We start from the raw sequence: 26,240 nt of genomic DNA on the forward strand, positions 1-26,240 counted from the left end.
CCCGGAGTCAAATCGCCCTATATGCGAACAGATGACACGCGAACCGCATCATCTGCACCTGGCTCCTTTCCAAGCCGCCATTTTCGACATGGACGGCACGATCCTTGACACCGAAAGCGTGTTCAAGACTATCGTCTTTGAAGTGTGCACCGAGCTTGGCTTTGAGATGACCGATGCCGTGCACATGAACATGGTCGGGGCGAGCCATGAGCACACCAGCCAGATGTTGATGGAAGCATATGGCGTTGCTTTCCCCTACACGATCTTTGACGACCGTTGCCGGGTGATCATGCGGGACCGCATGCATACGGAAATCCCGGTCAAGCCCGGTGCCCGCGAGTTGATCACCGATTTGCGCGAGCGCCATATCCCGACGGCGATCGCCACGTCCTCGCGTCGTGCGCATGCCTGGACCCATCTGGGCAATGCTGGCCTGTTGGATCTATTCGACACCATTGTCACTCGCGACGATGTGGTGAATCCCAAGCCCGCTCCTGAGCCATATCTTTTGGCTGCCAAGCGGCTCGGGATCGAGCCGCAACATTGTTTGGCGCTCGAAGACAGCCATACCGGGGTTCGGGCTGCGCATGCGGCCGGGATGCAGACCGTGATGGTTCCGGATCTGGTTCATCCCAGCGACGAAATTCGCGAACTCGGAATCGCGATTCACGAAAGTCTGCACCACGTTCGCAGGGCTGCTTTTCCAGCTACTTAAGACCGAATCTCTGCCGCACTGGTAAATCAAGTGCCTCGCCGCAACACTGCGCAGGCAATCGCATCAGTGCGATGTTTAAGCCCGTAAAGCTTTATCGGTTGCGTTAAACCGGCGCTAGGCAGCCCGCAATTCATTCAAATATCACGCTTTTCAAGCGCCGCTGCGTGCGTTAACCCTGTCTTAAGTTCCTAAGCGCTATGGTTAATACAGCGTAAATTTCGGTTTGCAGTTCATCAAGCCTCGGCTAGGGTGCCGCCGGCGTGACGAGCGTCCCTTCGGGGGCATACCGACGAAGGCCCGGCGGATATGGCTGCCGGAGCCCAAGGGCAAGGACGGGACATTGACGAAAAGCTGGCAAGCAACAACGAGACGTGCGTTCTCTCACCTACTCGCGCTCTGCGCAGTGGCCCTGGTGCTCTTCGTTACTCTCGTGCCGACCCATGCTGAATCAGTGGACCCTGCCAACGTTTCTCCGCTCGAAATTCCTCCTTCGGTTCAAAAGGTCCGGCAACAGTCCGCGCTTGGGCCGACCTCGGCGCCTTCGGCGTCCGACCAGCGCAAGCTCAGCCCAGCCCTGCTCGCCAATTACGTAGAACGTCAAAAGGCCTTGCGTTCGTTTGACGTCAGCGCAGTCCAGCAGCCCGGAGAGCTGAACTCTCAAGTATTAATGGGTTACATCGCTCGTGGTTCCTTTGGCGGCAGCAATGGTGCGCTGTCCGCGATTGACAGCTTGGCTCCGGCGGGACCGAAGCAGCCTTCCGGGCTCAACTCCGAAATCCTGGCCAAATATATCGATGAAGGGTTCCTGCCGACGGGGAAGCGCATCGAGCAGGCGAATACCGAGCGTGAATGCCTGGCCCAAGCCATCTACCATGAGGCCCGGGGCGAAAGCGAAGCTGGGCAAATGGCTGTCGCAAATGTGATCGTTAACCGGGCCCGCTCGGGCAAGTTTCCTTCCACCCTTTGCGGCGTTATCTACCAAAACGCCGACAAGGGCCGTTATCGCTGCCAATTCACTTTCGCCTGCGATGGCCGCGCCGATACGCCCGGTGAGCGGCGTGCCTGGGCTCGTTCGGCCGCCCTGGCCGAAACAGTTTATGCGGAATATGCCAAGGGCGAAAAGCTCGGCTCACTGCCGCGTTCGGCGCTGTTCTACCACACCACCGCTGTGAGCCCGTCCTGGTCGCACACTTTCAGCCAGGTCGCCCAAATCGGATCGCACATTTTCTATTCGCCGAACTGAGAGCCATTCCAAGCCGAACAAAAAGGGCGCCCCTCGAGGCGCCCTTCTTTTTATCCGCTCTGGCTTATTCGGCCGCCTGTGCGACGACCGGTCCTGCCGAGGCGCTGGCCAAAGCGCCGAACTTCTCGAAGTTGGCTCTGAACAATCCTGCAAGATGGGTGGCCTGACGATCATAGGCTTGTGCGTCCGCCCAGGTGAGGCGCGGGGTCAGCAGCTTGCTGTCTACGTCCGGCACCTCAAGGGGCACAGCGAAACCAAACAACTCATCGATCCGCGTTGCGGTGTCGTCGAGTTCGCCCTGGAGCGCCGCGTTGAGCAGGCGCCGGGTAGAGGCAATGTCGATCCGTTGGCCAACGCCATAGCCGCCGCCGGTCCAGCCCGTGTTGATCAACCAGGTTGAAGCGCCGCTGTCCCGGAGTTTGTCGGCCAGCATGGCTCCATAGACGGTTGGATGAAGTGCAATGAAGGGGGCGCCAAAGCAGGCCGAGAACGTTGCCTGTGGCTCGGTGATGCCGCGCTCGGTACCAGCGATCTTGGCGGTATAGCCGGAGAGAAAGTGATAAACCGCTTGCTCGGGGCTCAAGCGAGCGATCGGGGGCAGCACTCCAAAGGCGTCTGCGGTCAGAAAGACAACGGTGCGCGGAGTGCGTCCGATGCTTCCTTCCGCCACTCGCGGCAGAACAGTGAGCGGGTAGGCCGCCCGCGTGTTTTCGGTGAGGGAGACGTCGTTGAAATCCGGCAGCTTGCTGGCAGGGTCAAGCAGGACATTTTCGAGAACGGTGCCGAAGTGACGACTGGCGGCAAAGATTTCCGGCTCCGCTTCCGGGCTCAACCGGATCGTCTTGGCGTAGCAACCACCCTCTAGATTGAAGATACCTTCCTCACTCCAGCCATGCTCGTCATCCCCGATCAGGGGGCGATTGGCATCGTTGCTGAGCGTCGTCTTGCCCGTACCGGAAAGGCCAAAGAACAGCGCCGTTTCGCCATCTGGTCCCTGATTAGCCGAGCAATGCATCGGCAGTACGCCGCGGTCGGGCGCATGGAAATTGAACACCGAGAAGACGCTTTTCTTGATCTCCCCGGCATACAGCGTTCCGGCGATGACGACGATGTTACGGCTTAGATCCAGCGCGATCACTGTTTCGCTCCGGCTGCCATGCCGCGCCGGATCTGCCTGGAACCGTGGGGCATGCACGATAGTGACCGGCGTTGGCACTGGAGCTGCGGGCACCGCTTCGCCCGGTCGGATCAGCAGATTGCGGATAAAGAGCGCGTGCCAGGCACTGGGTGTGAGCACAGTGACGCCATACTGGTAAGTCGGGTCGGCTCCGGCCAGCAGGTCCTGCTGGTAGAGGTCCTTACCCCCCAGGGACGCAATGGCGTCTGCGAGCAGCGCTTCGAAGTGCGTCGGGGTCATGGCGGCGCAGTTTTCCCACCAGACGCGCTCTTGGGTGAGTGCGTCGCGAACAATGAACTTGTCCTTGGGGGAGCGGCCGGTGAATTTGCCGGTGCGCACGCAAAGAGCGCCATCGGCCGACAGCACTGCTTCCCCCTGCCTTAGGGCGGATGCAACTAGCTCGGGCACGTCTTCGTTCAGCGACAACGACGCGGCTTGCTCCGCAAGTTGGTTGCGGATGGGTCCATGATCAAAAAGAGGCATCGGGGGTCTCCCTGGGGGCGTCGCGTGCAGCGGGCCTGCGTGCTTCAAGGGGAGTCTAGGTGAGCCCAGAGGTGGGGAGCCATCCCCAAATCGGTCTTAAGACGGAAGTTGAATGGGCCTGCAGCTGCGTGCTGAGGTGGCGCCTGCCTTGACCGTGCCTTATATAACACTACTCATCCCCTGCAACGGCCGCGCCTCGCGGACAATGTAAGAACAATAGAAAGGCAGCTTATGCCCAAGATCGCCCTTGTGGATGACGACCGCAACATTCTCACTTCTGTGTCCCTGACCCTGGAAGCGGAAGGCTATCAGGTTGCAACCTACACAGACGGCGCCTCGGGGCTCGAGGGTCTAACCACCGACAAGCCCGATCTGGCGATCCTCGACATCAAGATGCCGCGTATGGACGGGATGGAGCTGCTGCGCCGGCTGCGCCAGAAGTCGGATGTGCCGGTTATTTTTCTGACCTCCAAGGATGAGGAGATCGACGAGTTGTTCGGGCTCAAGATGGGCGCCGACGATTTCATCACCAAGCCGTTCTCGCAGCGGTTGCTGGTTGAGCGCGTCAAAGCAATCCTGCGCCGCTCGGCCCCTCGCGATCCATCAGCGCCTGCCGGCGCTCCTGGGGAAGCGGCGCCGAGCAAGCAACTCATCGAGCGCGGCTCGCTGGTCATGGATGAGGAGCGCCATACCTGCACCTGGAAGGGCCAGCGGGTCACCCTTACGGTAACGGAGTTCCTGATCCTGCAGGCGCTCGCTCTGCGGCCAGGGGTGGTCAAGTCGCGCAACGCGCTGATGGATGCCGCCTATGACGACCAGGTTTATGTGGACGACCGCACCATCGACAGCCACATCAAGCGCCTGCGCAAGAAGTTCAAGATGGTCGACGACGACTTCGAGATGATCGAGACGCTTTACGGCGTCGGCTATCGCTTCAAGGAACAATAGTACCAAGTGGCCATCATTGACCCCGAGCTAGGGGAGAAGGCAGATACTGGGCCGCGTTCGTCCGCGACCGTGGGGCGCACAGACAAGGTGCGCCGACTCCGCCGGAACTGGCGGCGCTTGCTCCTGACGCCACTCGCCAAACTCGCCCGAGGCTTTGGCCACCTCCTTGATCTAACTATCTTCTCAAGCCTGACGCGACGCATCATCGCGCTGAATTTGGCAGGGCTGCTGGTTTTGGTGGTTGGCATTCTTTACCTGAACCAGTGGCGCGCCGGCCTGATCGACGCCCGGGTGCAATCGCTGCGTGTTCAGGGTGAAATCATCTCGGCCGCCATTGCCGCCTCTGCTACTGTGGATAGCGACGTTATTTCCGTGAATCCCGACCGACTGCTTGAGCTGCAGAGCGGTGGAGTATCGCCCCTTTCTTATTTCGATCCGACGCTGGAATTTCCAATCAGCCCCGAACGGGTCGCGCCCTTGTTGCGCAACTTGATTACGCCAACAGGCACGCGGGCCCGGATCTACGATCAGGGCGGCCTATTGATCCTGGACAGCGACAATATCTACGCTCGCGGCGAAGTGATCCGACCGCCCGGAGAGGACAGTCCGTCCTTTTTCCTTTGGGACTGGTGGAACGCAATTCTCTCCTGGGCGCCAGGCGACAGCTTTCCCCAGTATCAGGAATACGGGATCGATGAGGGCCGCCGGTACCCGGAGGTTGCCTCCGCACTGCAAGGCGCGCCGGCCGATTTCGTGCGGGTGGACGATCAGAACCGCCTGGTTGTGTCTGTCGCCGTGCCTGTGCAGCGCCTGCGGGCCATTGTTGGCGTGCTTCTTCTGTCCACGGCGCCAGGGGACATCGACTCCATCGTTTCCCAGGAACGCTGGAGTATTTTGCGCATCGCCATGATTGCGGCGGTAGTGCAGATCGGCTTGTCGTTGCTGTTGGCGGGGACCATCGCGGGGCCCATGCGGCGCTTGTCGGCCGCAGCCGAACGCGTGCAGACTGCTGGTGACGCGAGGGCAGAGATCCCCGACTTTACCGATCGCCCCGACGAGATTGGCCATCTGTCGGGAGCGCTGCGTCGCATGACGGATGCGCTTTACAACCGGATCGAAGCCATCGAGCGTTTCGCTGCCGATGTGGCCCATGAGTTGAAGAACCCGCTGACCTCGTTGCGCTCTGCGGTCGAGACCCTGCCGCTGGCCAAGCGGGCCGAGGATCGGGAGCGCCTCAACGCAATCATCCAGCACGATGTGCGCCGGCTGGACCGCTTGATCTCCGATATCTCCAATGCCAGCCGCCTTGATGCAGAACTGGCCCGCGAAAGCGCCCAACTGGTGGATGTGGACAAGCTCGCCCAAACCATGGTGAGCATCCAGAAGGACATTGCCGCTGCCCGGAACGTGTCTGTCGTTCTCGGTAAGCGCACCGGGCGTGGCTCGGCGGTGGTGAATGGCCATGAAAGTCGTTTGGCCCAGGTCTTTGCCAATTTGATCGACAACGCGGTTTCGTTCTCGCCTGCCGGCGGAACAGTCACTGTTGCTCTCGCCACAAGTCCCGAAGACGTTACAGTGACTGTCACCGACGAGGGCAGCGGCATCACCGGCGATGTCGCGCGAATCTTCCAGCGGTTCTACACCGATCGTCCGGACAGTGACGGCTTTGGCAACCATTCGGGGCTTGGGCTTTCGATTTCCAAGCAGATTATCGACGCCCACAAAGGGACGATCCGGGCTGAAAATCGGAAAGACCGGTCCGGCGCCGTGTTCACCATTGTCCTGCCCCGAGCCCGCAGATAGATGCCGGATGAATGACGCTGCGGTTCATGTGCACGCCACGGCCGTGCTGCTGGGGCAGGTCGGTGTCCTGATCCGCGGAGCCTCGGGCTCGGGCAAGTCGCTGCTAGCCTTGGCTCTATTGGATTATTGCCACAGCCTGGGCGTGGGCGCCGCGCTGGTTGCCGATGATCAGGTTCGACTGAGCAGGATAGGCGAAAGCTTAAGCATGGCGGCGCCAGAGTTGCTCGCCGGCCTCATCGAGCTTCGCTTCCGGGGGATCGTCAGCCGCGCCTATCAAAGCCCCATCGACTTGCACCTCATTGTCGATCTTGTCCCCGACCCGGTGCGGATGCCGGAGGCCGACGCATTCTGCACCGATCTGCTTGGAGTGCCCGTCGCGAGGGCGCCTGTCCCGCAGGGCTCGTTGCTTGATCTGGGGCATCAGGTTCTGTTGGTGATGGAGGCCGTCAACACCCTCGGTCACCCTAGTGGGCAAAATACCACTTGAATCCTGTCGCCCTTGGGACAAAGGTGAGGCCTGCCTTGGTCAGCCTACGGTATACGGCTTCGCAACTCTGTCGGAGTAGACTGGTGGCAGGGGCATCAAGGACGAAAACGGCTGCCGGCGTCTGCTGGCGCATTTCGGCGGCCTGGGGATGACTGCATGATCGGTATGGTTCTGGTAACGCATGGCGCGCTTGCCAATGAGTTCAAGTCGGCCCTGGAGCATGTTGTCGGGCCGCAGGAGTTCTGCCAGACGATCGCGATCGGTCCTGAGGACAACATGGAGACGCGGCGCAACGACATTCTCGCCGCCGTGGACAAGGCCGATAACGGCTCGGGCGTCATCATCTTCACCGACATGTTCGGGGGCACGCCATCAAACCTAGCCATTTCCGTGATGCAGGTGCGGCCGGTGGAGGTGATCGCTGGCGTTAATCTGCCGATGCTGGTCAAAATCGCTCGGGTGCGGGCGGATATGCCACTCAACCAGGCCGTCAATCTCGCCCAGGAAGCCGGGCGTAAATATATCAATGTAGCGACCAGCATTCTGGGTGCGAGCTAACCTGATGGATTCTGCAGCAACGGGTGGGCGCGCTGTAGCTCAGCAACTCACCATCGTGAACCGCAAGGGCCTGCATGCGCGAGCCTCGGCGCGCTTCGTGCGGACCGCGGAGTGTTTCGACGCGGCCATCAGCGTCGTCAAGGACGGCGTCACGGTCGCAGGGAATTCGATCATGGGCCTCATGATGCTGGGCGCAGGACCGGGATCGACCATTCTGGTGCAGGCCAGCGGCAAGCAGGCCCGCGAAGCGTTGGAAGCCATTGTGGAACTGGTCAACAACGGCTTTGACGAGGATAGTGACGGCGCTCCCTGAGGCGGGAGACCTAAGGAGGAACCGGCATGCGGCACCTGATAGCCGGAGTGGGCGGGCTCGCTTTGGCCGCCCTTATGAGTCAGTTTCCTGAATACGCGCAGCAGTACACGCAGCGGCTGGGCGGCGCCGTGGACGAGTTGCGCATCATCGTCGAAGATTTTGATCGCGCCGCTTCAACGGCTGGGCTGGACCGTCAAGCGGCAATTGCCCGCTATACGGCATCCAATGATGAGTTTCTCGCCGGCCGCGGCATCAGCATGGTCGCCACTTTCACGCGCTATGAGCAAATGCAGGCCACCCTGAACCGTGTTGCGGGTGCCGGACCAATCGAGCGGCTGCAGCTGTTGCCTGCCTATGTGGACACCGATATCGGTCGCCGGACCATCGAGCATTACAAGCCAGCAGTGCCGCTGACGCTTGAGGGGTTGCTTTATGCTGGTGCCGGCTTCCTGCTGGGCTTTGCGCTAATGTCAGCCGTTTATCGGCTGCTGGCTCTGCCCTGGCGCTGGCACCGACATCGACTCGCAGCCCGCGGGATATAAGCAGATCTTTATATCCCCGATTGCTCGCGGCTTTGGCCTGCCGTATAGGGAGGGCAATCATCCACGCGGAGCGCGCCATGCCCACCCAGAACACCGACTACTCGGTCAAAGATATTTCTCTCGCCGACTACGGTCGCAAGGAAATCCAGATCGCTGAGATCGAGATGCCGGGCCTCATGGCCATTCGTGAGGAATATGCTGCGGCCCAGCCCCTGCGCGGCGCGCGCATTGCCGGCTCACTGCACATGACCATCCAGACGGCTGTGTTGATCGAGACGCTGGTGGCGCTCGGCGCCGAGGTGCGTTGGGTCAGCTGCAATATCTTCTCGACCCAGGACCATGCCGCCGCCGCCATTGCTGCCGCCGGCATCCCCGTCTTTGCCCATAAGGGGGAAACGCTGGAGGAATATTGGGCATTCACCGACCGCATGATGGACTGGGGCAATGGGCTCACCCCCAACATGATCCTCGATGATGGCGGCGACGCTACCATGTATGTCCTCAACGGCGCCAAGGCCGAGAAGGACGCCTCCATTCTCGACAAGCCGGGTAATGAGGAAGAGGGAATCTTCTTTGCCACCATCAAGCGGCGGCTTGCACAAAGCCCCGGCTTCTTCTCGACCATCCGCGACAAAATCCGCGGCGTATCGGAGGAAACCACGACGGGCGTGATGCGACTGTATCAGCTCCATGCCAAGGGCGAGTTGCCGTTCCCGGCCATCAACGTCAATGACTCCGTCACCAAGTCGAAATTCGACAACAAATACGGCACCCGTGAATCGCTGGTCGACGCCATCCGGCGCGGCACCGACGTCATGCTGGCCGGCAAGGTCGCAATCGTCTGCGGCTATGGCGACGTGGGCAAGGGCTCGGCTGAATCGCTGCGCGGCGCCGGTGCGCGCGTGCTGGTGACTGAAGTCGACCCAATCTGTGCGTTGCAGGCGGCCATGGAAGGCTTTGAGGTGGTCACCCTCGAAGAGGCTGCCCCCCGCGCCGACATCGTCGTCACCGCCACCGGCAATCGCGACGTGCTGATGGTTGACGACATGCGCAAGCTCAAGGATATGGCCATTGTCTGCAATATCGGCCATTTCGACAATGAGATCGACGTGGCCGGCCTGCGCAACTTCAAGTGGACCAATGTCAAGCCGCAGGTCGACCTCATCGAGCAGCCTAGCGGCAAGCGCCTGATCCTGCTTTCCGAGGGTCGGCTGGTCAATCTGGGCAATGCGACGGGTCACCCGAGCTTTGTGATGAGCGCATCCTTTGCCAACCAGACCTTGGCCCAGATCGAACTGTGGACCAATGGCACCACTATGGAAAAAAAGGTGCATGTGCTGCCCAAGCACCTCGACGAGAAAGTTGCAGAACTGCACCTCGCCAAGCTGGGTGCCAAGCTGACCAGGCTCTCGCCGGCACAGGCTGAATACATTGGGGTTTCCCCCTCTGGCCCATTCAAATCCGGTGAGTATCGCTACTAGGGCGCGGGTAATCCGCCGTTCGTAATGCGCTGGCAGGAGGCGCTGAGTACTGCCTCCTGCCAGCAGGCAAGTTCCTGCTTCGTTCATGGTCAAGTGGGACAAAGCGGTCTTTGCCCGCAATGCACAACCATTAAGAGTCTTTTAGCCAGAATCGCGCCTCGCTATGGTTAGGCGAATCGGCTGCCCGGGACAGGCAGCCGCTTGGGGGCCAGCCAGGATCGTCAGCGATCCGGTGTGTATCGGGCCTCTTTCGAGTGCAAGCGTAGCGGTCCGTTCGGGCCGACCCAAACGCAACAAGACACGAGGGCTATGCATGGCGCCGGATCGATTCCGGAAGCACTGGGGATTTGTCACGCTGACAGCGGCCCCCATGACCCTTCTGACTGCCGCACCCGCCCTTTCCCAGACGCCGGACGCTGGTTCGCTTGCCGCCGCCGCGCCGCTGGCAATCGCTATCGGCGCCGGCGCCTTTGCTGTAACGGCCATGGCAATCGTTCGAACCATGCTGCGCGACAGCAAGGTCGAACGGCATAAGGCCTCCGGGCAAATCGCTGGCCTGCGGGCGCTGGTGGACGAATATGAGGCCCTGCTTTCGGGCACTCGCGAACTCACGGTGCTGTGGACGCAAAATAGCGGCGGCGCGGCCAAGTTCCTGGGGCAGGTAGCGGCGGTGCTGCCAGCAGGACGGCAGCCCGAAAGCGTCCTCAAGTTCCAAAGCTGGCTGCAGCCGGGCGATGCCGACCGTCTTGCTGAACTGCTCGAGCAGTTGCGCCTTGGCGGGCACTCCTTCACCACCAGTGTCAATGCGCTCGATGGACGGCTGATCCGCGCGCATGGCTGGGTGCTGGGCGGCGGCGCGGCGATGCGTTTGCGGCCCGCCTTTCTGCAAGCCCATCCCCAGCATCGCCTCGAGGATGCAGCCGCGCAGGGTGATCTTTCCAGTGCCCGCGCCATTCTGGGGCTGTTGAGCAAGCCGGCTTTCCTGCGCGACGCTAACAAGCGGCTGGTGTTCGCCAATAATGCCTATCTCGAACTCGCGCGAGCCCTCGGCAAGACCGGCACCGATGCCGAGCCCCCTGAATTGCTCGAAGGCACCCAGCGCCAGCGCCATCTCGATGCCTGCACCCCTGATGGCAAGCCCGCTGTTTTGCGGCTCGACCTGGGTGCACGTGGCAAGTATGAACTGACTGAGTTTGCTATTGCCGGGGGCAATGCGGGCTATCTGCGCCCGCTCGAAACGGCTGCCAAGCCCGCCGAGCCCGCAGTCTCTTATATGGGCAGCATCATCAATGCCTTGGCGACGCCCATCGCGGTGTTCAATGCCAACCGCGAACTCGTGCAGTTCAACCAGGCCTATGCCGATCTGTGGAACCTCGATCCGAAGTTCCTGGTGCTGGGGATCGACGAGCCGGCAATCCTTGACAAGCTGCGCACTGAAGGCATGCTGCCCAACGAGGTCGACTACAAGACCTGGCGGGCCCAGCACCTGACTTCCTACCAGCTCAAGGTGCCGCGCGAGAACGAACCATGGCACCTGCCGGACGGGCGCAGCATCAAGGTTATTTCCGCGCCGGCCGGGCCCAATGGCGGTGTCATCTATGTCTTTGAAGACCTGACCGAGCGCCTCCAGCTTGAATCCTCCAACAAGGCCTATTCCAATGTGCAGCGCGAAACCATCAACGCGCTTTCCGAGGCCGTGGCGGTGTTCGGCACCAATGGCCGGCTTACCCTTTCCAATCCCCAGCTGTCGGCCCTTTGGAAGCTGCCGATGAACGAGTTGGGGCAAAACCCCCACATCGACCAGATCGCCGAAGCCAGTGGGCAGGCCATTCCCATCGATGGCGCCAGTATATGGCGGGATTTGAAGCGGGGGATTATCGACCTCAACCCGACGCGCGGCGACCAGACCGGTCGCATCAAGCGCTCGGATGGAAGGCTGTTGGACTACGCCATTACCCGGTTGTCGGACGGTCAAACCATGATGACCTTTCTCGATGTCACCGAAAGCGCCAGCTATTCGCAGGTGCTCAAGGAACGCAACGATGCGCTGGTGGCGGCTGACCTGCTCAAGGATGCGTTCGTCGAGAATGTTTCCTATGAACTGCGCTCGCCGCTGACCAATATCATCGGCTTTGCCGACCTCTTGGCCGGCACTGATGGCGGCAACATGAACGAGCGGCAGCGCGCCTATATCGACTATATCCGCGCCTCGAGCGTCACCCTGGGCGTGCTTATCGACAATATTCTCGACCTGGCGTCCGTGGATGCCGGCATTGCCGAACTCAAACCCGAGCGGCTTGATGTCGCCGCCATTGTGGACAAGGCCCGGGCTGGCCTGTCGGCGACCTTCCCCGAAGTTTCGGGGGAAAAGCCGATCAACCTCGTAATCGATATCGCCGATGACCTGCCGCCCTTTGTGGCCGATGGCACGCGCATCGTGCAGGTGATCTATAACCTCTTGAGCAATGCGGCCCGCTTCTCGCCGCCCGGCGGGGAAATCCGGCTCCGGGTGATGAGCCGAGGCGAGCGCATGTTGTTCGTGATCGAGGATGAGGGGCCGGGGCTGACCGACGAGATGAAGGCGGCAATCCTGACCCGGATCGATGGGCAAAGCACCGGCCGGCAACGTGGGGCCGGGCTGGGCCTCGCCATCGTCAAGACCTTCGTCAACCTGCATGGCGGCACGATTTCGGCGGAAAGCCGCGAGCCGCGGGGCAGCCGCATCACCGTCAACCTGCCACGCGACAGCGCCATGGCGGGTATCGCAAGCTAACATGGACCGCTTCCTCCCCGACGATGCCGCCACCGCCGCCTTTGGTGCCGAACTGGCCCAAAGGCTCAAGCCCCGCGATATCGTCAGTATAGAGGGAGAACTGGGGGCGGGGAAAACTGCGCTGGCGCGGGCCATTATCCGCGCGCTGGCGGGCGATCCCGGGCTGGAGGTGCCGTCGCCCACCTTTGCACTGGTCCAGCCCTATGACACCGCGAGCGGCCCGGTACTGCATGCCGATCTTTATCGGCTGGGGGATGCCAGCGAGGCGGACGAGCTCGGGCTGCTCGATGTGCCGCAGGCTATTGTGTTGGTGGAATGGGCCGAGCGAGCGCCGCATCTGTTGGCGGCGGCGAGCTGGCGGATCCTGCTAGAGATAGCTCCGGGCGGGGCTGGGCGGCGGGCTCAGGTGCAACAGCTCGGAACAAGAGCCTAGCAGGGGAGCGGCGAGCCGCAGGCTCAAACCGCTCCTCTTGGCCGGCTTACGCCTGCCCGCCGTCTTCCTCTTCCTCAAAAAGCACCGCTACGGCTGCATTGGCCGACAGGCGCACCTTGTCGCCCTCGATTTCAGCCACGAGCGAGCCTTCAACATAATGGTGGTGGCCGGCATGGCTGCCTTCGCCCGAATCGGCCTTGGTCAACTTGATGCGCCCGTCTTCGACCTTGTCCACCGTGCCGACATGCACGCCATCGGCCCCAATCACTTCCATATGCTCGCGAATGCCGCTGAGATCAGACATGTGGTTTCTCCTGTTGGTGAGCAAGACAAACGCTCCGGGGCGGGAAGGGATGCATCGCCACGCCCGGGGAGACGAGCACGACTGAACGGGGCGGGAATGTTATTTGTTCTTTGTTTGTTCTGACGCTAAGGGGGAAGGCGGAGACCCGAGTCGCATGCCCCAGACCAATCCGCCGGCCCATCCTTATCCCGGCACCCGCTATCAGCTGCGCCACGCCGCGGCCAACAACCAGATCATCATCTGTCGCTGCAGCCTGTGCCGGCGGCTGGTGCGCTACCTTGCAACTGACCTGGTGGAATTGTTTGGCCCGGACCGGGACGCCCTGCAGCCCCCGTTCAACTGCTCGGTTTGCGGCAAAAGCGACTATGTCACGGTGAGGCTGACCTCGGCACTGCCGGGCGACTATGGTCATCTCAGCATCCGCCGGCCCGGCGAAGTGCGCACAATCCAAACCTGGCGCACCGTCAAGCTGGGGGATGACTAGCGCCTGCGTCCTCAAGCCGGCTCACGGTGCCCGGATCTTCCCGGCCACCGAAAAAGGCGGTGAGCGCTTCGCGAACTAGCGGATCCTGCGGGGCGGCGCGGGCGAAAAGGGTCATGGAGGAATGAAACTTCATGTTGTCGGGCGAGCCAAAGATGTGATCGAGGCTGCGCGGGGCGACGCTGTCGGGGGCGTGCAGCAGCACGGCGCGGGTGCATTCGCGCAGGCGCGTTCCCAGCACCGGATCGGCGAGGTAAAGCCGCGCTTCCTCCAGATCCTTGATGGCAAAGCGCTGCGCCATATCGCTGCGTCCGAGGCCCGCGATCTGGGGGAAGATAAACCACATCCAATGCGTGCGTTTCTGCCCCGCGCGCAGTTCGGTCAGCACCTGCGGATACACCAGGTTCTGAGCCTCGAGGAAATGGGTGAACATCGGGGAGCATCCTTGGCTTGAGGTGACTAAAATCCAACGCAGGCGGAGCGGCGAGGTTTCCCTTTCGTAACCGATAAGGGGGAACCTGTGGCGGGGCCGGGGGATTGGTTTGGTGACGGCAACAAGGAGAAGTCCCATGAGCCAGCATCCCAAAACCCAGACCCCGAGCGACCTCGACCTCAAGCGCAATCCCGGCATCGGGCAAACCACCCGTGGGATCGACCAGACCGACACCGTGTTCGAGGACACCGAAGCCGACAACACGGTCGAGGGCGACGTGATGAACGATGTCGAGCCCGATGGCAGCGTCAGCACCGAGCATACCGGGCGCACCAACAAATAATTTGGTTTTTTGGTCCGTGAAGGATTTTAAGTGCCGGGTCCTTGGGGGCCCGGCTTTTTTGTGCGTGCGAAGGCGCCGCCGGGCGGGCCCGTCGGTGTTGGCGTGGGTAGAGCGGGCCCCGAGGCGATGATCGCCTCTGGAGGGGTGGAAAAGGAGGCGACAACCGCCTCGGGGCAGCCGGGATTTACCGATTCAGCTGGCGTCGCGCAGCCCCCAAGTCGGCAGGGGCTGAACTGTCCGACGCCGCTCGAACCCACGGGGAGCACGACCTTCCCCGTCCCGGCGGTCCCCACTGCCATCCGGTCGCTGCAGCGCCGCTCCATGCGTGGGAATGGGTGGAGTATGGGGCAGGGCGCAGGGGCCGGGGATTAGTTTTTGCTATTTTGCATTTTGAAGACGCACTTGCCCCTTTCTGCGGGCAGACACTGACCTTCCCCCTCCCCCTTGAGGGGAGGGCCGGGGTGGGGGTTCAGGCGCTTCAACACGCACTGTGCCAAAGGGCGAATACCCAAGCACCCAACCCGCATCACGCCAGGGGCAAGGTCCGAACCCCCACCCTCGATCCCTCCCCTCAAGGGGGAGGGAGGCGTACGTTCCCCGCGCGGTGCAGGTGGCGCTGGTGCAGCAGCCGCACTGCTCGACACCGGCTGCCCCCGGCATTATTCTTGCGGCCAACGTCCGGGGTCGATGCATGACCACTCCAGCCGCTACCCCTCGCCAGCCCAGCCGCCGCGCCCGCCAGGCGCAGCAGGCCATGCGCCGTATCGCCGTTGTAGCCGCGCTCGGCATCGGGTTGGGGCTCCTCATGCAGGGGCTGATCATCCTCCTGCGCCTGGTGGGCGCCGGAGCCGCGCCGGGGCTGCTGACCCTGGCCGAGCTGGCGCAAACCGTCACCTGGTCAGTGCTGGTCTGCACCGGCGTGGCGCTGGGCACCGCGCTGGGCAAGGCGCGCGGGGCGCTGGCGGGCTTCATCGGAGCGGTGTTTGCGCCCCTCGCGCTGGCGGCGGCCAAATCGGTGCAAAAGGTGATGCTGAGCGTGCTCGATGCGGTCGAGCAGCCGGGGCTGATTTCCCTCACCACGGTCGGCGTCGTGCGCGCGCTTGAATACGGCATTCTCGCCTGGGTCCTGGCCTGGCTCGCTCAGCGCCAGGAGCGGCGGCTTTGGCCTTATGCCTTGGCGGGCGGGGGCGTCGCGGTGCTGTTCGGCGGCGCGCTCCTGTTCCTGACCTTCATGCTCCAGGGCCTCGACGGCAGCGGCCGCAACTGGCTCGCCCTGGGCACCATGGCCGTCACCGAACTGGGCTCGCCGCTCGGCTGCGCTGTAGTGATCTATGTGGCGCAACTGGTGGCCACCAATGCGCGGCTATGGGCGCGAGGGTCGGGTGATGCGAAGGGGTAGGTAAATCCTGCGGGCGGATAGTAGGCTAGCTGTATAGCGATGCTTGCACGGGTAGATCAAGAAACCGCAGTCTAGATTGCGCCCAACTGCTCGGCCCGTGGCGCCTGCGCTCACCTGCTCCGCCGCTAGACGTATAGACTTGAGGAGAATCAATCGCTGTGCTTCTGTTGTTAGCTCGACGGGGGCATCGGTGGTACAGGTCAACTACTTCACGCTAACTAATTTCCGCGGCGCTAAAGACATCAAGCTAGAGATCTCCGGAAAGACGTCCAACAAGGTAGTTACTTTGATTGGTCTAAATGAGAGTGGGAAAACCACTATTCTCGAGGGGCTGTCCTTATTCCCTATAAGTCACCGAGCGGCTGCGTCAGTCTTTAAGACCCTTCCCGCTGCCGCCTTGGAATCCTCCATGATCCCGATCCACAAAACGGGTGTATTCACAGGTGACATAAGGGTCCTGTGTCAGTTCACCCTGAGCGATTTCGACCGCGCAGAGATCACCCGTATAGTGAAGGAGGCGGGATACGACCTTGACACATCGGCCCCGATCAACAGCATCAACGTTTCAAAGTCCTTTTCTTTCTCCGAGGGAGATTATGTTCCTGAGAAGTTCTCCAGCGCTTGGGGTGGGGTGGATCTGTATGCCAGGAAGAACAAACGATCTGCCTACAAGAAGGCCGAACCTAACGCCCCGTTTAAGGGTGACAAGGAGTCTTTGTGGAATGTGGTCGTTGATCATCTTCGCACCAAGCTTCCGCATGTAGTATACTTTCCCAACTTTATAGTTGAGATACCGAGGAAGATCTACATATCCGAGTTTACTGCGGAAACCGTAACTAACTCGTATTATCGCAGGATCATCGAGTCCGCTATGCTGCACTCCTCTGAGGAGCTTTCGCTTAAGGCGCACGTTCTCGAAAGAATCGAAAAGTACAAATCTAATTACAAGGGCGACAACTGGATTTCTGCGCTGATGAACAGCGATGAGAAGGACAAAATAGACGCCGTATTTACAAGATTGTCGGGAATTCTCACAGATGTTGTTCTTGGGTCTTGGGGGAAGGTTTTCAATCGGCCTACTACTGCAGTTCGGCTAGACGTCAGGTGGCACGTCGATCCGGGAAATGAGCAGCCATTTGTCGAGGTGAAGATTTCGGACGGCCGGTCCTCGTATCACCTGCATCAGCGTTCTTTAGGATTTAGGTGGTTTTTTTCTTTTTTGCTGTTTACGCAATTCGGAAGGAATAGGTCTCGACCGAACATTTTCTTGTTCGATGAACCCGCCGCGAACCTGCATGCTAGAGCACAGGCGGAGTTGTTGAGTAGCTTCGAGAAGTTAGCTGACGCCGGGGACCTAATTATCTACTCAACACATAGCCACCACATGATAAGACCCGAGTGGCTTTCGGGCGCGTATATAGTTGAAAATGAGGCTATCGACTATGATGAGGAGGCTAATGGGGTACTTGGTGCTCCGAAGGACACCAGTATTAAGGTGACTCCTTATAGAAGGTTTGTTGGCGAGAACGGCAGTAGGGTTAGCTATTATCAGCCGGTTTTGGAGAGGCTGCAGTACATCCAGCCTCGGTTAGACGAGGCAACGGCTCAGCTATTAGTGGAGGGGCCGACCGACTTCTATGCTCTATCGTATGTGCTCAAAAGATCTGAGTGGGCAGGGAGATTTACTGTGATCCCGGGGACCGGCAGTGGAACCTTGGACTCGCTAATCTCGCTTGCACTAGGTCGCGCAAACAACTTCCTCGTCCTGCTTGATGATGATGGGGCGGGCCGGAGTGCATCGGCTCGGTATAGGGAGAAGTTCTATCTTGGGAGCAGCAACGTGCAAACCTTGGGCGAGCTTGACGTAAGGTTCACGGGCGCAGAACTCGAGACGTTTCTCTCTGGCGACACGTTGTTAATGGTCAGAGCTAAATACGGGAATGCCAAGAAGGCAAGCATAGGTCACTACCTCGCCGAGATCTGCGCCTTGAACGAGGAGGGGGCGCTCGACAGTCAAACGGTCCGAAATTACCTGGAAATCATAGACTTAGTGGGTCCCAAAATATCGCTGGGAGACTAATGCGCCTCGTCCCAGTTATCCGCTGCATGGGCGTCCACCTGGATCGGCACGGATAGACGCACGGCGGGTTCGGCGGCGCCTTCCATGACGGCCTTGATCGCCGGCATGGCGGTGGCTTCGGTGCCTTCGGGGACTTCGAAGATCAGTTCGTCATGCACCTGGAGCAGCATGTCGGCTTCGATGCCGGCTTCCGCCAGGGCCGGTTCCATGCGGATCATGGCGCGGCGGATGATGTCGGCGGCGGAGCCCTGGATGGGGGCGTTGATGGAGGCGCGTTCCACAAAGGCGCGTTCGCTGGGATTGTGCGAATTGGCGTTGGGGAACTGAATTTTTCGGCCAAAGAGCGTGGTGACAAAGCCATCCACTTTCACGCGGCGGCGCTGCTCGTCCATATAGTCCTTGATGCCGGGGAAGCGCTCGAAATAGGTCTTGATATAATCCCCGGCTTCGCCGCGGCCGATGCCGAGCTGGTTGGCGAGGCCAAAGGCCGAAATGCCATAGATGATGCCGAAATTGATCGCCTTGGCGCGGCGCCGGACATCGGCGGGCATGCCTTCCACCGGCACGCCGAACATTTCCGAGGCGGTCATGGCGTGAATGTCGAGCCCTTCTTCGAACGCATCCTTGAGCGCCTGGATATCGGCGATATGGGCGAGGACGCGCAACTCGATCTGGCTGTAGTCGGCGGAAATCAGTTTCTTGCCGGGCGCGGCGACGAAAGCCGAGCGGATCTTGCGGCCATCCTCGGTGCGCACCGGAATGTTTTGCAGGTTCGGATCGTTGGACGAGAGGCGCCCGGTGAGGACGGATGCCTGGTTGTAGGAGGTGTGAAGGCGCCCCGTGCGCGGGTTGATATAGGTCTGGAGCGCGTCGGTATAGGTGCCACGCAGCTTGGTCAGTTGGCGCCATTCGACGATGGTGCGCGCCAGCGGCACGCCCTTTAGCGCGAGATCTTCGAGCACATCGGCGCCGGTGGACCAGGCACCGGTCTTGGTCTTGGAGCCGCCGGGCAGGTTCATCTTGCCAAAGAGGATGTCGCCCAGCTGCTTGGGGGAGCCGAGATTGAAGCTTTCGCCGGCCAGTTCATGGGCTTCGGCCTCAAAGGCGGCGGCGCGCTGGGCGAACTCGCCGGAAAGTCGCGACAGCATGCCTCGATCAACGGCAATGCCGCGCGATTCCATGCGCGAGAGCACCGGGGCGAGCGGGCGCTCGAGGGTTTCGTAGAGCGTGGTGGCGTTTTCCGCGACAAGGCGGGGCTTGAGGATATGCCAGAGGCGCAGGGTGACGTCGGCATCCTCGCCGGCATAGCGCGCGGCGGGGGCGATCTCGAGCTGGTCGAAGGTTTTCTGGTTACGGCCGGTGCCGGCCAGCTCGCCAAAGGAAATGCATTTATGCCCGAGCCACGCATCGGCCAGCACATCCATGCCATTGTAGCGCGCGCCATCAAGGGCATAGGAGATGAGCATGGTGTCGTCGACCGGCCCAAGCGTGATGCCGTGGCGGGCGAACATCGTGATCTCGTATTTGATGTTCTGGCCGATCTTGAGCACGGAAGGGTGCTCGAGCATGGGTTTTAGTGCTTCCAGCACTTCGCGGGCCGGGAGCTGGCCTTCGAGGAGGCCCCCCTGGTCGAGGAGGTCGCCGGCCTTGCGGTGGCCAAAGGGGATGTAGCAGCCATTGCCCGGCGCAGTGGACAGGCAAATGCCCACAAGATCGGCGGCTTGCGGATCAAGCCCGGTGGTTTCGGTGTCGATCGAGACATAACCGGTCTGGGCGATGCGGTTGATCCACTCCGCCAGCTGCTCGTGCGTGGAGACGATCTCATAGGCGTCGTAATCGACCGGGATCGCCTTGATGGCGTCGTGGACAGCGCGGGCATGCAGGGCCGGGCCGGTGCCAGGGACCTGCGGGGCCTTGAGCTTGGCGCGGGCGACGCTGAGGTCGGTCGACTTTACGCCCTGCGGGCCGCCGGCGCGCAGCTCCGGATCGGGCTCATAGGCATCGGGGTCGGCATCGAGGAGGCCGCCGAGGCGCTTGGTGATGGTGTAAAACTCCATCGCCTTGAGGAAGGGGAAAAGGGTCGCCGGATCGATGGGGGTGCGCTCGAGCGCCTCGATGGGCAGCTCGACGGGCACGTCCTGGGAGAGGGTTACGAGCTGGCGCGAAATGCGCGCGAGCTCGGCATTGTCGGCGAGCTTTTGCCGGCGGGCGGGCTGCTTGATCTCGTCGAGGCGCGACAGCAGCGTTTCCACATCGCCAAAGGTATTGATGAGCTCGGCCGCGGTCTTGACGCCAATGCCGGGCACGCCGGGGACATTGTCGACGCTGTCACCGCACAGGGCCTGCACCTCGATCACCTTGTCGGGGCCAACGCCGAACTTGGCAAACACTTCCTCGGCGCCGATCCAGCGCAGCGGCGGCTGGCCGGGGCGGGGGATGGTGTCGAGCATGCGGATGGAGCCATCGGGCTCGACCAGCTGCATCAAGTCCTTGTCGGAGGACACGATGGTGACCTTGCCGCCGGCCGCGCGCATCTTGCAGGCATAGGTGGCGATGATGTCGTCGGCTTCCCAGCCTTCCTGCTCGATGCAGGCAATGCCAAACGCGCGGGTGGCGGCGCGGGTGAGGGGGAACTGGGGCACCAGCTCTTCGGGCGCAGAGGGTCGATGCGCCTTGTATTCGCTATAGAGATCATCGCGGAAGGTCTTGGCGGAATGATCAAAGATCACTGCCATATGGGTCGGCTCGTCCTCGCCCTTGAGATCCTCGGTGAGCTTGAACAGCATGTTGCAGAACCCCTGCACGCAGCCGACGGGCAGGCCATCGGATTTGCGGTTGAGCTGGGGCAGGGCGTGGAAGGCGCGAAAAATATAGGCCGAGCCGTCGACGAGCAGCAGATGCATGAAAAGCGATTCCGAACGAAGTGAGCCTCAACCTTAAAGCAGATAGGGCGGGGGACCAAGCGCTCCAAGTTGCCGCACAATGTTGCAACCAAATGGGGCGCAGTGCGTTCGAGGTCAATCAGGGGGAAGTATGCATTCGGTAACCTCGTGCGTTCCGCAGAACTAGTGCTGGCGACGTCAAGCTGTCGGCGCACCCAGGTTTGGGTGCAGAAATTTGTCACTGGCGCGGCTGCGCAAGGCAGGTCGGCGTGATCAACTCCGAACGCGCCCTGGTGTTGGTGCCGCGCGGTCCTGACCGCTTGCTGGCGGTCGACCTGCTCGATGAGGCCGGGTGGGCGGCAACGCCTGTCGACACGCTCGACCAACTGGTTGCCGGCTTGCATGAAGGCGCGGGCGTCGCCCTTGTCGCCGATGAAATGCTGCGCGACGAGGATCTGGACCCGCTGCTGGTCTGGGTTGCCAACCAACCCTCCTGGTCCGATTTCCCCTTTGTGGTGCTGACCCAACTGACGGCCCTTCCGGCCGACAGCCCGTTTCACAATAGCCTCCAGGCTTCGCTCGCCAACGTCATTTTCCTGGATCGCCCGTTTCATCCCCGCGCGCTGGTCAATGTGGTCAGCAATGCGCTGCGCGGCCGGCGCCGCCAATATCTGGCAAGACGCTATCTCGACGATGTCCGGCAAAGCGAGCAGCGGCTGCAAACCGCGCTGCTGGCGGGGCGCATGGGCTCCTGGGAGCTCGATATCGAGGACCTGGTGCTGACGGGCTCGGATCAGTTCAAGGCCAATTACGGCCGGCGGCCCGAGCAGACCTTTCTTTTCGCCGATCTGGTGGAAGCGGTGTCGCTGCCCGACCAGCGCCGGGTGCAGCGCGCGCTCGAGGACACGATCCGCACCGGCGCCGATCTCGTGATCGAATATCGCGTGACCTGGCCCGATGGCTCCGAGCATTGGGTGGAAGCCCAGGCCCGGGTGCTCAATGATCGCTGGGGCAAGCCGCAAACCGTAGTCGGGGTGTCCACCGAAATCACCGAGCGCAAGTCGGCCGAAACCGAGCGCGAAAAGCTGCTCTTTGCCCTGGCCTCGGAACGCGAGCGCACCCAGGAGGCCCTGCGCGGCGAACGGGCGCTGTCCGAATTGCTGATGACCGGGGTTCCGGCGGGGATCGTCGCTTACGACACGGCGCTGCAGGTGACCATCTGGAACCCGGTGATGGAGCGCTTGTTTGGCCGCGAAGCGGCTGCTGTGCTGGGCCGGCCACTGGTGGACGCCATTGGCGGGGCCGATGATGACAGCATCGAAGCCCGGCTGCGCGAGGCCCTGGCCGGAATTGCCGGGCCGGTGGAAGAAGTGGAACTCGCCACCGCCCAGGCCGGCACGGTGGTGCTGGAAAGCCAGCACGCGCCGCTGCGTGGGGGCGATGGCAGCGTGGTGGGCGGGGCGGCGTTTTTCCGCGACATCACCGACCGCCGCCGGGCCGAGGAGCAATTGCGCCAGGCCCAGAAAATGGAAACCATCGGACAGCTCACCGGCGGCGTCGCCCACGACTTCAACAATCTGCTGGCGGCCGTGCAGGGCAATCTCGAACTCCTGCGCAAGCGCCTGCCGCCCGACCCGCAGCTGCAGCGCTTCGTTGATGGCGCCATGCAGGGCGCCCAGCGCGGCGCTTCGCTGACCTCGCGCCTCCTGGCCTTTGCCCGCCGGCAAGACCTGCGGCCCGAACCCACCGATCTTTCAGCGCTGCTCGAGAATATGCGCGGGCTGATCGAGCGCTCGGTTGGACCGCTGATCACGCTCGACATGGACATCACGCCCAATCTGCCGCCCGCAAAGGTCGACGCCAACCAGCTCGAACTGGCGATTTTGAACCTGACCGTCAATGCGCGCGACGCCATGCCCGAGGGGGGCACGCTGACCATTACCCTGACCGAACGCGATGGCGCTTCGGGCACAATGGGGCTGCGCGGCTCGTTTTTGCGCCTTTGCGTGCACGATACCGGCACCGGAATGGACGCGCAGACGCTCAAGAGCGCAATTGAGCCATTTTTCTCGACTAAACAACTCGGCAAAGGTACTGGACTGGGCTTGTCGATGGTGCACGGTTTGGCCGTTCAGCTCGGCGGCGCCCTGCACCTTGCCAGCCAGCCCGATCAAGGCACCACGGCCGCGCTGTGGCTGCCTGTTTCTTCTGCACCCGTCACGGAGGTTCTCCCCTTGGAGCCTGCTAGCTTCGAAACCCCCGCATCCACCATTCTCGTGGTTGATGACGACGCACTTATCAACATGAACACTGTCGATATGATCGAGGATCTCGGCCATACCGCGCTCGAGGCTTATTCGGGCAAGCAGGCGCTGGAGATCATCGCCAGCGGCCGACAGATCGACGCCCTGATCACCGACTTTGCCATGCCCGGGATGACCGGGGTTGAACTGGCCACCAAGGCGCGCGAACTGCGCCCGGACCTGCCCATCCTGTTGGCCACTGGCTATGCGGACCTGCCCAATGGCACCCCGGTGGACCTGCCGCGGCTGGCCAAGCCGTACCAGCAGTCGGACCTCGCTTCACACCTGGCGCGCCTGCTCGCCTAGCGGTCAGAGCTTGCCAAATCGGCTGGGCTGATCATTATAACCGCGCCAACATGCTGTTGTTGATGTCGCGGGGCTCGGCGACAGCACGAATTGGCCGGAGGCCGTGTGTTTCGCGCATCAAGTTTTGCTGGGATCGACCTGGCGGCATTGTTCAATGCCGCCCCCAACCCCTATGTTGTTCTCGACCTTGACCTGACCATTGTCGGGGCCAATGAGGCCTATCTGCGCGTCACTGGCCGCACTCGTGAGGAAATCACCGGGCGGCTGATGTTTGACGCCTTCCCCTCCGATCCGCAGTCGCCGGGCGGGCGCATGCTGCGCGCTTCGTTCAATAAGGTTTTGGCCGATGGCCAGCCCGACCACATGGCTCTGATCCCCTATGATACCAGCCGCCCCGGCCAGCCGCGGCAGCTGCGTTATTGGAGCGCCACCCATACGCCCATCATGGGCGAAGACGGGCGCATGGCCTTTATCCTGCAGCATACCACCGATGTGACCGAGCTCGAGCGGCTGCGCCAGGGCGATGGCGCGGGCAGCCAATGGCAGGCGGGCCTCCTCAACCGCGCCGCCGAGGTGCAGGCGCAAAACGACGTGCTCGCCGCCCAAGCCGGGCACATCCGGCGCCTGTTCGAGCAAGCCCCCAGCTTCATGGCGGTGGTGGGCGGGCCCGAGCATGTTTTCGAGCTGGCCAATGCCTCCTATCTGCAGCTGGTGGGCCATCGCGAACTGCTGGGCCGGCGCGTTGCCGACGCCTTGCCCGAAGTGGTGGAACAAGGCTTTCTCGAGCTGCTCGACACCGTGCGCCGCAGCGGCGAGCCCTATGTGGGGCGCGGCGTGCCGATCTGGCTGCAGAAAAGCCCGGGCGCGCCGCCCACCGAAGCCTTTCTCGACTTCATCTACCAGCCCATTCGTGGAGCGGATGGGGAAGTGGTGGGGATTTTTGCGCAAGGCCACGACATCACCGAGCTTAAGCGCGTGGAAAAGGCGCTCGAGCGCGAAACCCAGTTCCTGACCCTTGCGCAGGAAGCGGGCGGCGTCGGCACTTTTGAGTGGGACCTCGCCACCAATCACGTCAGCGGCTCCCCCGCCTTTTTGCGCCTTTATGGCCTTGATCCTAATCGGCCCGAGCTGCCCATCACCGAATTTGCTGAAGTGGTGCATCCCGAGGATCGCGAACTGCTGGTGATCGAGCCCAGCCCCGGCATGGACGAAGGCTTCCGGCGCACCGAGTATCGGGTGCTCACCCCAACAGGCGTGCGCTGGATCGCTCGGCAGGCCGTGGTGATCCGCAACGCGCAGGGCGAGCCCGAGCGCGTTTTGGGTGCGGCCTTCGACATGACCGAGCGCAAGGATGCCGAAACGCAGCTGGCGCTGATCGCCCAGGAATCGGCGCACCGGATCAAGAACATGCTGGCGATGGTGCACGCCATCGCCACCCAGACCCTGCGCACCGCGCCGTCCCTGCCCGAAGCACGCGACGCGATCGGCGCGCGGCTGGTGGCGCTGGGGCAGGCGCAGGACCTCTTGACCCATGGCAGCGTGGCCGCCGGCATTGCCGATGTGGTCGCGGCAGCAACGCAGCTGCACAGCGAAACCTTTGGGCGCTTCCGCGTCGAAGGCCCCAATCTCGAGCTGACGCCCAAGGCCGTGCTGGCCCTGGGGCTGATGCTGCATGAACTGGCCACCAACGCGCTCAAATATGGCGCGCTGAGCGTTCCGGGCGGCGGGGTCGACATCACCTGGAGTGAACGGCGCGAGGACCTTGAAACGGGGGTGGCGTTCGTTGATTGGGAATGGCGCGAATGGGGCGGCCCGAGCGTGCAGGAGCCCACGCAAAAGGGCTTTGGCTCACGGCTGATCGAGCGGGGCTTGGCCAGCAATCTGGGCCGGGCCGAGTTGATCTATGCACCCACGGGCCTGGTGTGCCGGGCGCGGATTGCCGTCGCGCGGGTGGCGGTGGGCTAAGGATGGGGGAGTAACGCCGCGCCAGCGCGGCGTGGGGCGTTAGCGCAAGCCCGCTTCTTCGAGCAGGCCCTGCCGCTTGGCGTCGTAGTAATAGCCGCTGGCATAAAAGCGCATGGCGCGATCTTCGCTGCGCCCGGCGGTGATATAAGCGCCGGCCAGATATTTCACTGCATAGCGCAGATTGGTTTCGGCATCGAGCAGGCCCGCGGCCGAGCCGCGATAACCCATGCCGCGCGCCGTGGCGTGGCTGATCTGCATCAGGCCCATATAGGGCCCGTTGCGGGCGGCGGGGTTATATTTGCTCTCGCGCACGATCACCCGGTGCACGAGGCGTTCGGGCACATCATAGGCCTTGGCATAATAGCCGATCATGCCATTGAGCCCGCTGCCACTGCCGGCATAAGCCAAGGCGGCGGGGGCGGGGGGAATGGCATCGGCCCGGGGCACATGGCCGGCCTTGGTGGGCGCGAGCGCCGCAATGGCCGCGGTGGCGGGGGCCGGTTTGATGGAGCCCATGGAACAGCCCGCCAGCAGCAGCGCCAGCATGAGGGCAGCGCCGGCTGAAGCGGCGCGGGCGCGCGAACTGGCCTGTCGGGGAGCGGAAAGGTCGATCATGGCGCCATCTTACTGTTTTTGCTCAAATTGGCCATAAGGCCCGAAAAGGGCAGCTTCATGGCAGTTTTTGGGCGGAGGGGGTGGGGGAGATAGTGCTGCTGCGGCATGCTACGACCAAGCGGCAGCGTTGCCGCAGCCTGTGACCCCGGCGTGGTGTGGCCCCAAGGCGAGCA

21 protein-coding genes and 1 pseudogene are annotated in these 26,240 nt (G+C 62.2%); 17 read left to right on the forward strand and 5 right to left on the reverse strand.

The window, feature by feature from the left end; genetic code table 11:
- The first annotated feature begins 31 nt into the window (after window positions 1–31).
- Window positions 32–715, forward strand: coding sequence for an HAD family phosphatase (locus ELX51_RS01030; RefSeq protein ID WP_127751768.1), 684 nt, complete (start codon window positions 32–34; stop codon window positions 713–715).
- A 223-nt stretch (window positions 716–938) separates the two neighbouring features.
- Entirely contained in the window at window positions 939–1,958 is a 1,020-nt protein-coding gene (locus tag ELX51_RS01035; RefSeq protein ID WP_127751769.1) for a cell wall hydrolase, read from the forward strand.
- Window positions 1,959–2,022: 64 nt separating this feature from the next.
- On the opposite strand, the gene pckA is transcribed toward ELX51_RS01035, so the two are convergent.
- Entirely contained in the window at window positions 2,023–3,618 is a 1,596-nt protein-coding gene (gene pckA, locus ELX51_RS01040) for a phosphoenolpyruvate carboxykinase (ATP) (protein ID WP_127751770.1), read from the reverse strand.
- A gap of 231 nt (window positions 3,619–3,849) precedes the next feature.
- On the opposite strand from pckA, the gene ELX51_RS01045 reads away from it, so the two are divergent.
- From ELX51_RS01045 to tsaE, 9 genes are all read left to right on the forward strand, one after another.
- Window positions 3,850–4,566 (forward strand): response regulator transcription factor, encoded by a 717-nt coding sequence (locus tag ELX51_RS01045; protein ID WP_127751771.1) that lies wholly within the window; start codon window positions 3,850–3,852, stop codon window positions 4,564–4,566.
- Between the two features lie 117 nt (window positions 4,567–4,683).
- A complete protein-coding gene (locus ELX51_RS01050) occupies window positions 4,684–6,369 on the forward strand; it encodes a sensor histidine kinase (RefSeq protein WP_248305211.1) in 1,686 nt (561 codons plus the stop codon).
- 7 nt (window positions 6,370–6,376) lie between these two features.
- Entirely contained in the window at window positions 6,377–6,856 is a 480-nt protein-coding gene (locus ELX51_RS01055; protein ID WP_127751772.1) for an HPr kinase/phosphatase C-terminal domain-containing protein, read from the forward strand.
- Window positions 6,857–7,012: 156 nt separating this feature from the next.
- Window positions 7,013–7,414: a PTS sugar transporter subunit IIA gene (locus ELX51_RS01060; protein WP_127751773.1), complete on the forward strand. Its 402-nt coding sequence runs from the start codon at window positions 7,013–7,015 to the stop codon at window positions 7,412–7,414.
- A 4-nt stretch (window positions 7,415–7,418) separates the two neighbouring features.
- Window positions 7,419–7,727, forward strand: coding sequence for an HPr family phosphocarrier protein (locus ELX51_RS01065; protein ID WP_127751774.1), 309 nt, complete (start codon window positions 7,419–7,421; stop codon window positions 7,725–7,727).
- 26 nt (window positions 7,728–7,753) lie between these two features.
- Window positions 7,754–8,269, forward strand: a complete 516-nt coding sequence (locus tag ELX51_RS01070) for a DUF2937 family protein (RefSeq protein WP_127751775.1) — start codon at window positions 7,754–7,756, stop codon at window positions 8,267–8,269.
- Window positions 8,270–8,346: 77 nt separating this feature from the next.
- Window positions 8,347–9,750, forward strand: coding sequence for an adenosylhomocysteinase (gene ahcY / locus ELX51_RS01075; RefSeq protein WP_127751776.1), 1,404 nt, complete (start codon window positions 8,347–8,349; stop codon window positions 9,748–9,750).
- 370 nt (window positions 9,751–10,120) lie between these two features.
- A complete protein-coding gene (locus ELX51_RS01080) occupies window positions 10,121–12,523 on the forward strand; it encodes a PAS domain-containing sensor histidine kinase (protein WP_164854697.1) in 2,403 nt (800 codons plus the stop codon).
- A gap of 1 nt (window position 12,524) precedes the next feature.
- Window positions 12,525–12,956 carry a tRNA (adenosine(37)-N6)-threonylcarbamoyltransferase complex ATPase subunit type 1 TsaE gene (gene tsaE / locus ELX51_RS01085; RefSeq protein WP_127751778.1) on the forward strand — a complete coding sequence of 144 codons (432 nt, stop codon included), beginning with the start codon at window positions 12,525–12,527 and terminating at the stop codon, window positions 12,954–12,956.
- 46 nt (window positions 12,957–13,002) lie between these two features.
- Here tsaE and ELX51_RS01090 read toward each other — a convergent pair whose 3' ends face one another.
- Entirely contained in the window at window positions 13,003–13,260 is a 258-nt protein-coding gene (locus ELX51_RS01090; protein WP_127751779.1) for a DUF2171 domain-containing protein, read from the reverse strand.
- Between the two features lie 154 nt (window positions 13,261–13,414).
- On the opposite strand from ELX51_RS01090, the gene ELX51_RS01095 reads away from it, so the two are divergent.
- Window positions 13,415–13,744 carry a hypothetical protein gene (locus ELX51_RS01095; RefSeq protein WP_127751780.1) on the forward strand — a complete coding sequence of 110 codons (330 nt, stop codon included), beginning with the start codon at window positions 13,415–13,417 and terminating at the stop codon, window positions 13,742–13,744.
- Here the strand turns inward: ELX51_RS01095 and ELX51_RS01100 are convergent.
- Window positions 13,725–14,174 carry a DUF1810 domain-containing protein gene (locus tag ELX51_RS01100; RefSeq protein ID WP_127751781.1) on the reverse strand — a complete coding sequence of 150 codons (450 nt, stop codon included), beginning with the start codon at window positions 14,172–14,174 and terminating at the stop codon, window positions 13,725–13,727. The genes ELX51_RS01095 and ELX51_RS01100 overlap by 20 nt on opposite strands.
- Before the next feature lie 136 nt (window positions 14,175–14,310).
- Between ELX51_RS01100 and ELX51_RS01105 the strand changes: the two genes are divergently transcribed.
- From ELX51_RS01105 to ELX51_RS01115, 3 genes are all read left to right on the forward strand, one after another.
- A complete protein-coding gene (locus ELX51_RS01105; RefSeq protein ID WP_127751782.1) occupies window positions 14,311–14,517 on the forward strand; it encodes a hypothetical protein in 207 nt (68 codons plus the stop codon).
- Between the two features lie 691 nt (window positions 14,518–15,208).
- Window positions 15,209–15,916 (forward strand): hypothetical protein, encoded by a 708-nt coding sequence (locus ELX51_RS01110; RefSeq protein ID WP_127751783.1) that lies wholly within the window; start codon window positions 15,209–15,211, stop codon window positions 15,914–15,916.
- 190 nt (window positions 15,917–16,106) lie between these two features.
- Window positions 16,107–17,996 (forward strand): AAA family ATPase, encoded by a 1,890-nt coding sequence (locus ELX51_RS01115; protein ID WP_164854698.1) that lies wholly within the window; start codon window positions 16,107–16,109, stop codon window positions 17,994–17,996.
- Here ELX51_RS01115 and polA read toward each other — a convergent pair.
- Window positions 17,993–20,899: a DNA polymerase I gene (gene polA / locus ELX51_RS01120; RefSeq protein WP_127751785.1), complete on the reverse strand. Its 2,907-nt coding sequence runs from the start codon at window positions 20,897–20,899 to the stop codon at window positions 17,993–17,995. The two genes, ELX51_RS01115 and polA, sit on opposite strands and share 4 nt — an antisense overlap.
- A 248-nt stretch (window positions 20,900–21,147) precedes the next feature.
- Between polA and ELX51_RS01125 the strand changes: the two genes are divergently transcribed.
- Together ELX51_RS01125 and ELX51_RS01130 are read left to right on the forward strand one after the other, a co-directional pair.
- On the forward strand, window positions 21,148–23,487 hold the full coding sequence (locus ELX51_RS01125) for a PAS domain-containing protein (protein ID WP_127751786.1): 2,340 nt from the start codon (window positions 21,148–21,150) through the stop codon (window positions 23,485–23,487).
- 105 nt (window positions 23,488–23,592) lie between these two features.
- Window positions 23,593–25,452 (forward strand): PAS domain-containing protein, encoded by a 1,860-nt coding sequence (locus ELX51_RS01130; RefSeq protein WP_164854699.1) that lies wholly within the window; start codon window positions 23,593–23,595, stop codon window positions 25,450–25,452.
- Window positions 25,453–25,491: 39 nt separating this feature from the next.
- On the opposite strand, the pseudogene ELX51_RS20225 reads toward ELX51_RS01130, so the two are convergent.
- Window positions 25,492–25,836, reverse strand: a pseudogene (locus tag ELX51_RS20225) (lytic transglycosylase domain-containing protein); the annotation flags it as partial.
- Window positions 25,837–26,240: the final 404 nt, after the last annotated feature.

Origin of the sequence: Devosia sp. 1566 (assembly GCF_004005995.1) — a bacterium.
Lineage (GTDB): Bacteria > Pseudomonadota > Alphaproteobacteria > Rhizobiales > Devosiaceae > Devosia.

Bases quoted from the DNA above. Each gene is read 5' to 3' on its own strand.
- ELX51_RS01030 (WP_127751768.1), top strand. From the start codon at position 32: ATGACACGCGAACCGCATCATCTGCACCTGGCTCCTTTCCAAGCCGCC.
- pckA (WP_127751770.1), bottom strand. From the start codon at position 3,618: ATGCCTCTTTTTGATCATGGACCCATCCGCAACCAACTTGCGGAGCAA.
- ELX51_RS01045 (WP_127751771.1), top strand. From the start codon at position 3,850: ATGCCCAAGATCGCCCTTGTGGATGACGACCGCAACATTCTCACTTCT.
- ELX51_RS01055 (WP_127751772.1), top strand. From the start codon at position 6,377: ATGAATGACGCTGCGGTTCATGTGCACGCCACGGCCGTGCTGCTGGGG.
- ELX51_RS01060 (WP_127751773.1), top strand. From the start codon at position 7,013: ATGATCGGTATGGTTCTGGTAACGCATGGCGCGCTTGCCAATGAGTTC.
- ELX51_RS01065 (WP_127751774.1), top strand. From the start codon at position 7,419: ATGGATTCTGCAGCAACGGGTGGGCGCGCTGTAGCTCAGCAACTCACC.
- ELX51_RS01070 (WP_127751775.1), top strand. From the start codon at position 7,754: ATGCGGCACCTGATAGCCGGAGTGGGCGGGCTCGCTTTGGCCGCCCTT.
- ahcY (WP_127751776.1), top strand. From the start codon at position 8,347: ATGCCCACCCAGAACACCGACTACTCGGTCAAAGATATTTCTCTCGCC.
- ELX51_RS01080 (WP_164854697.1), top strand. From the start codon at position 10,121: ATGACCCTTCTGACTGCCGCACCCGCCCTTTCCCAGACGCCGGACGCT.
- tsaE (WP_127751778.1), top strand. From the start codon at position 12,525: ATGGACCGCTTCCTCCCCGACGATGCCGCCACCGCCGCCTTTGGTGCC.
- ELX51_RS01090 (WP_127751779.1), bottom strand. From the start codon at position 13,260: ATGTCTGATCTCAGCGGCATTCGCGAGCATATGGAAGTGATTGGGGCC.
- ELX51_RS01095 (WP_127751780.1), top strand. From the start codon at position 13,415: ATGCCCCAGACCAATCCGCCGGCCCATCCTTATCCCGGCACCCGCTAT.
- ELX51_RS01100 (WP_127751781.1), bottom strand. From the start codon at position 14,174: ATGTTCACCCATTTCCTCGAGGCTCAGAACCTGGTGTATCCGCAGGTG.
- ELX51_RS01105 (WP_127751782.1), top strand. From the start codon at position 14,311: ATGAGCCAGCATCCCAAAACCCAGACCCCGAGCGACCTCGACCTCAAG.
- ELX51_RS01110 (WP_127751783.1), top strand. From the start codon at position 15,209: ATGACCACTCCAGCCGCTACCCCTCGCCAGCCCAGCCGCCGCGCCCGC.
- polA (WP_127751785.1), bottom strand. From the start codon at position 20,899: ATGCATCTGCTGCTCGTCGACGGCTCGGCCTATATTTTTCGCGCCTTC.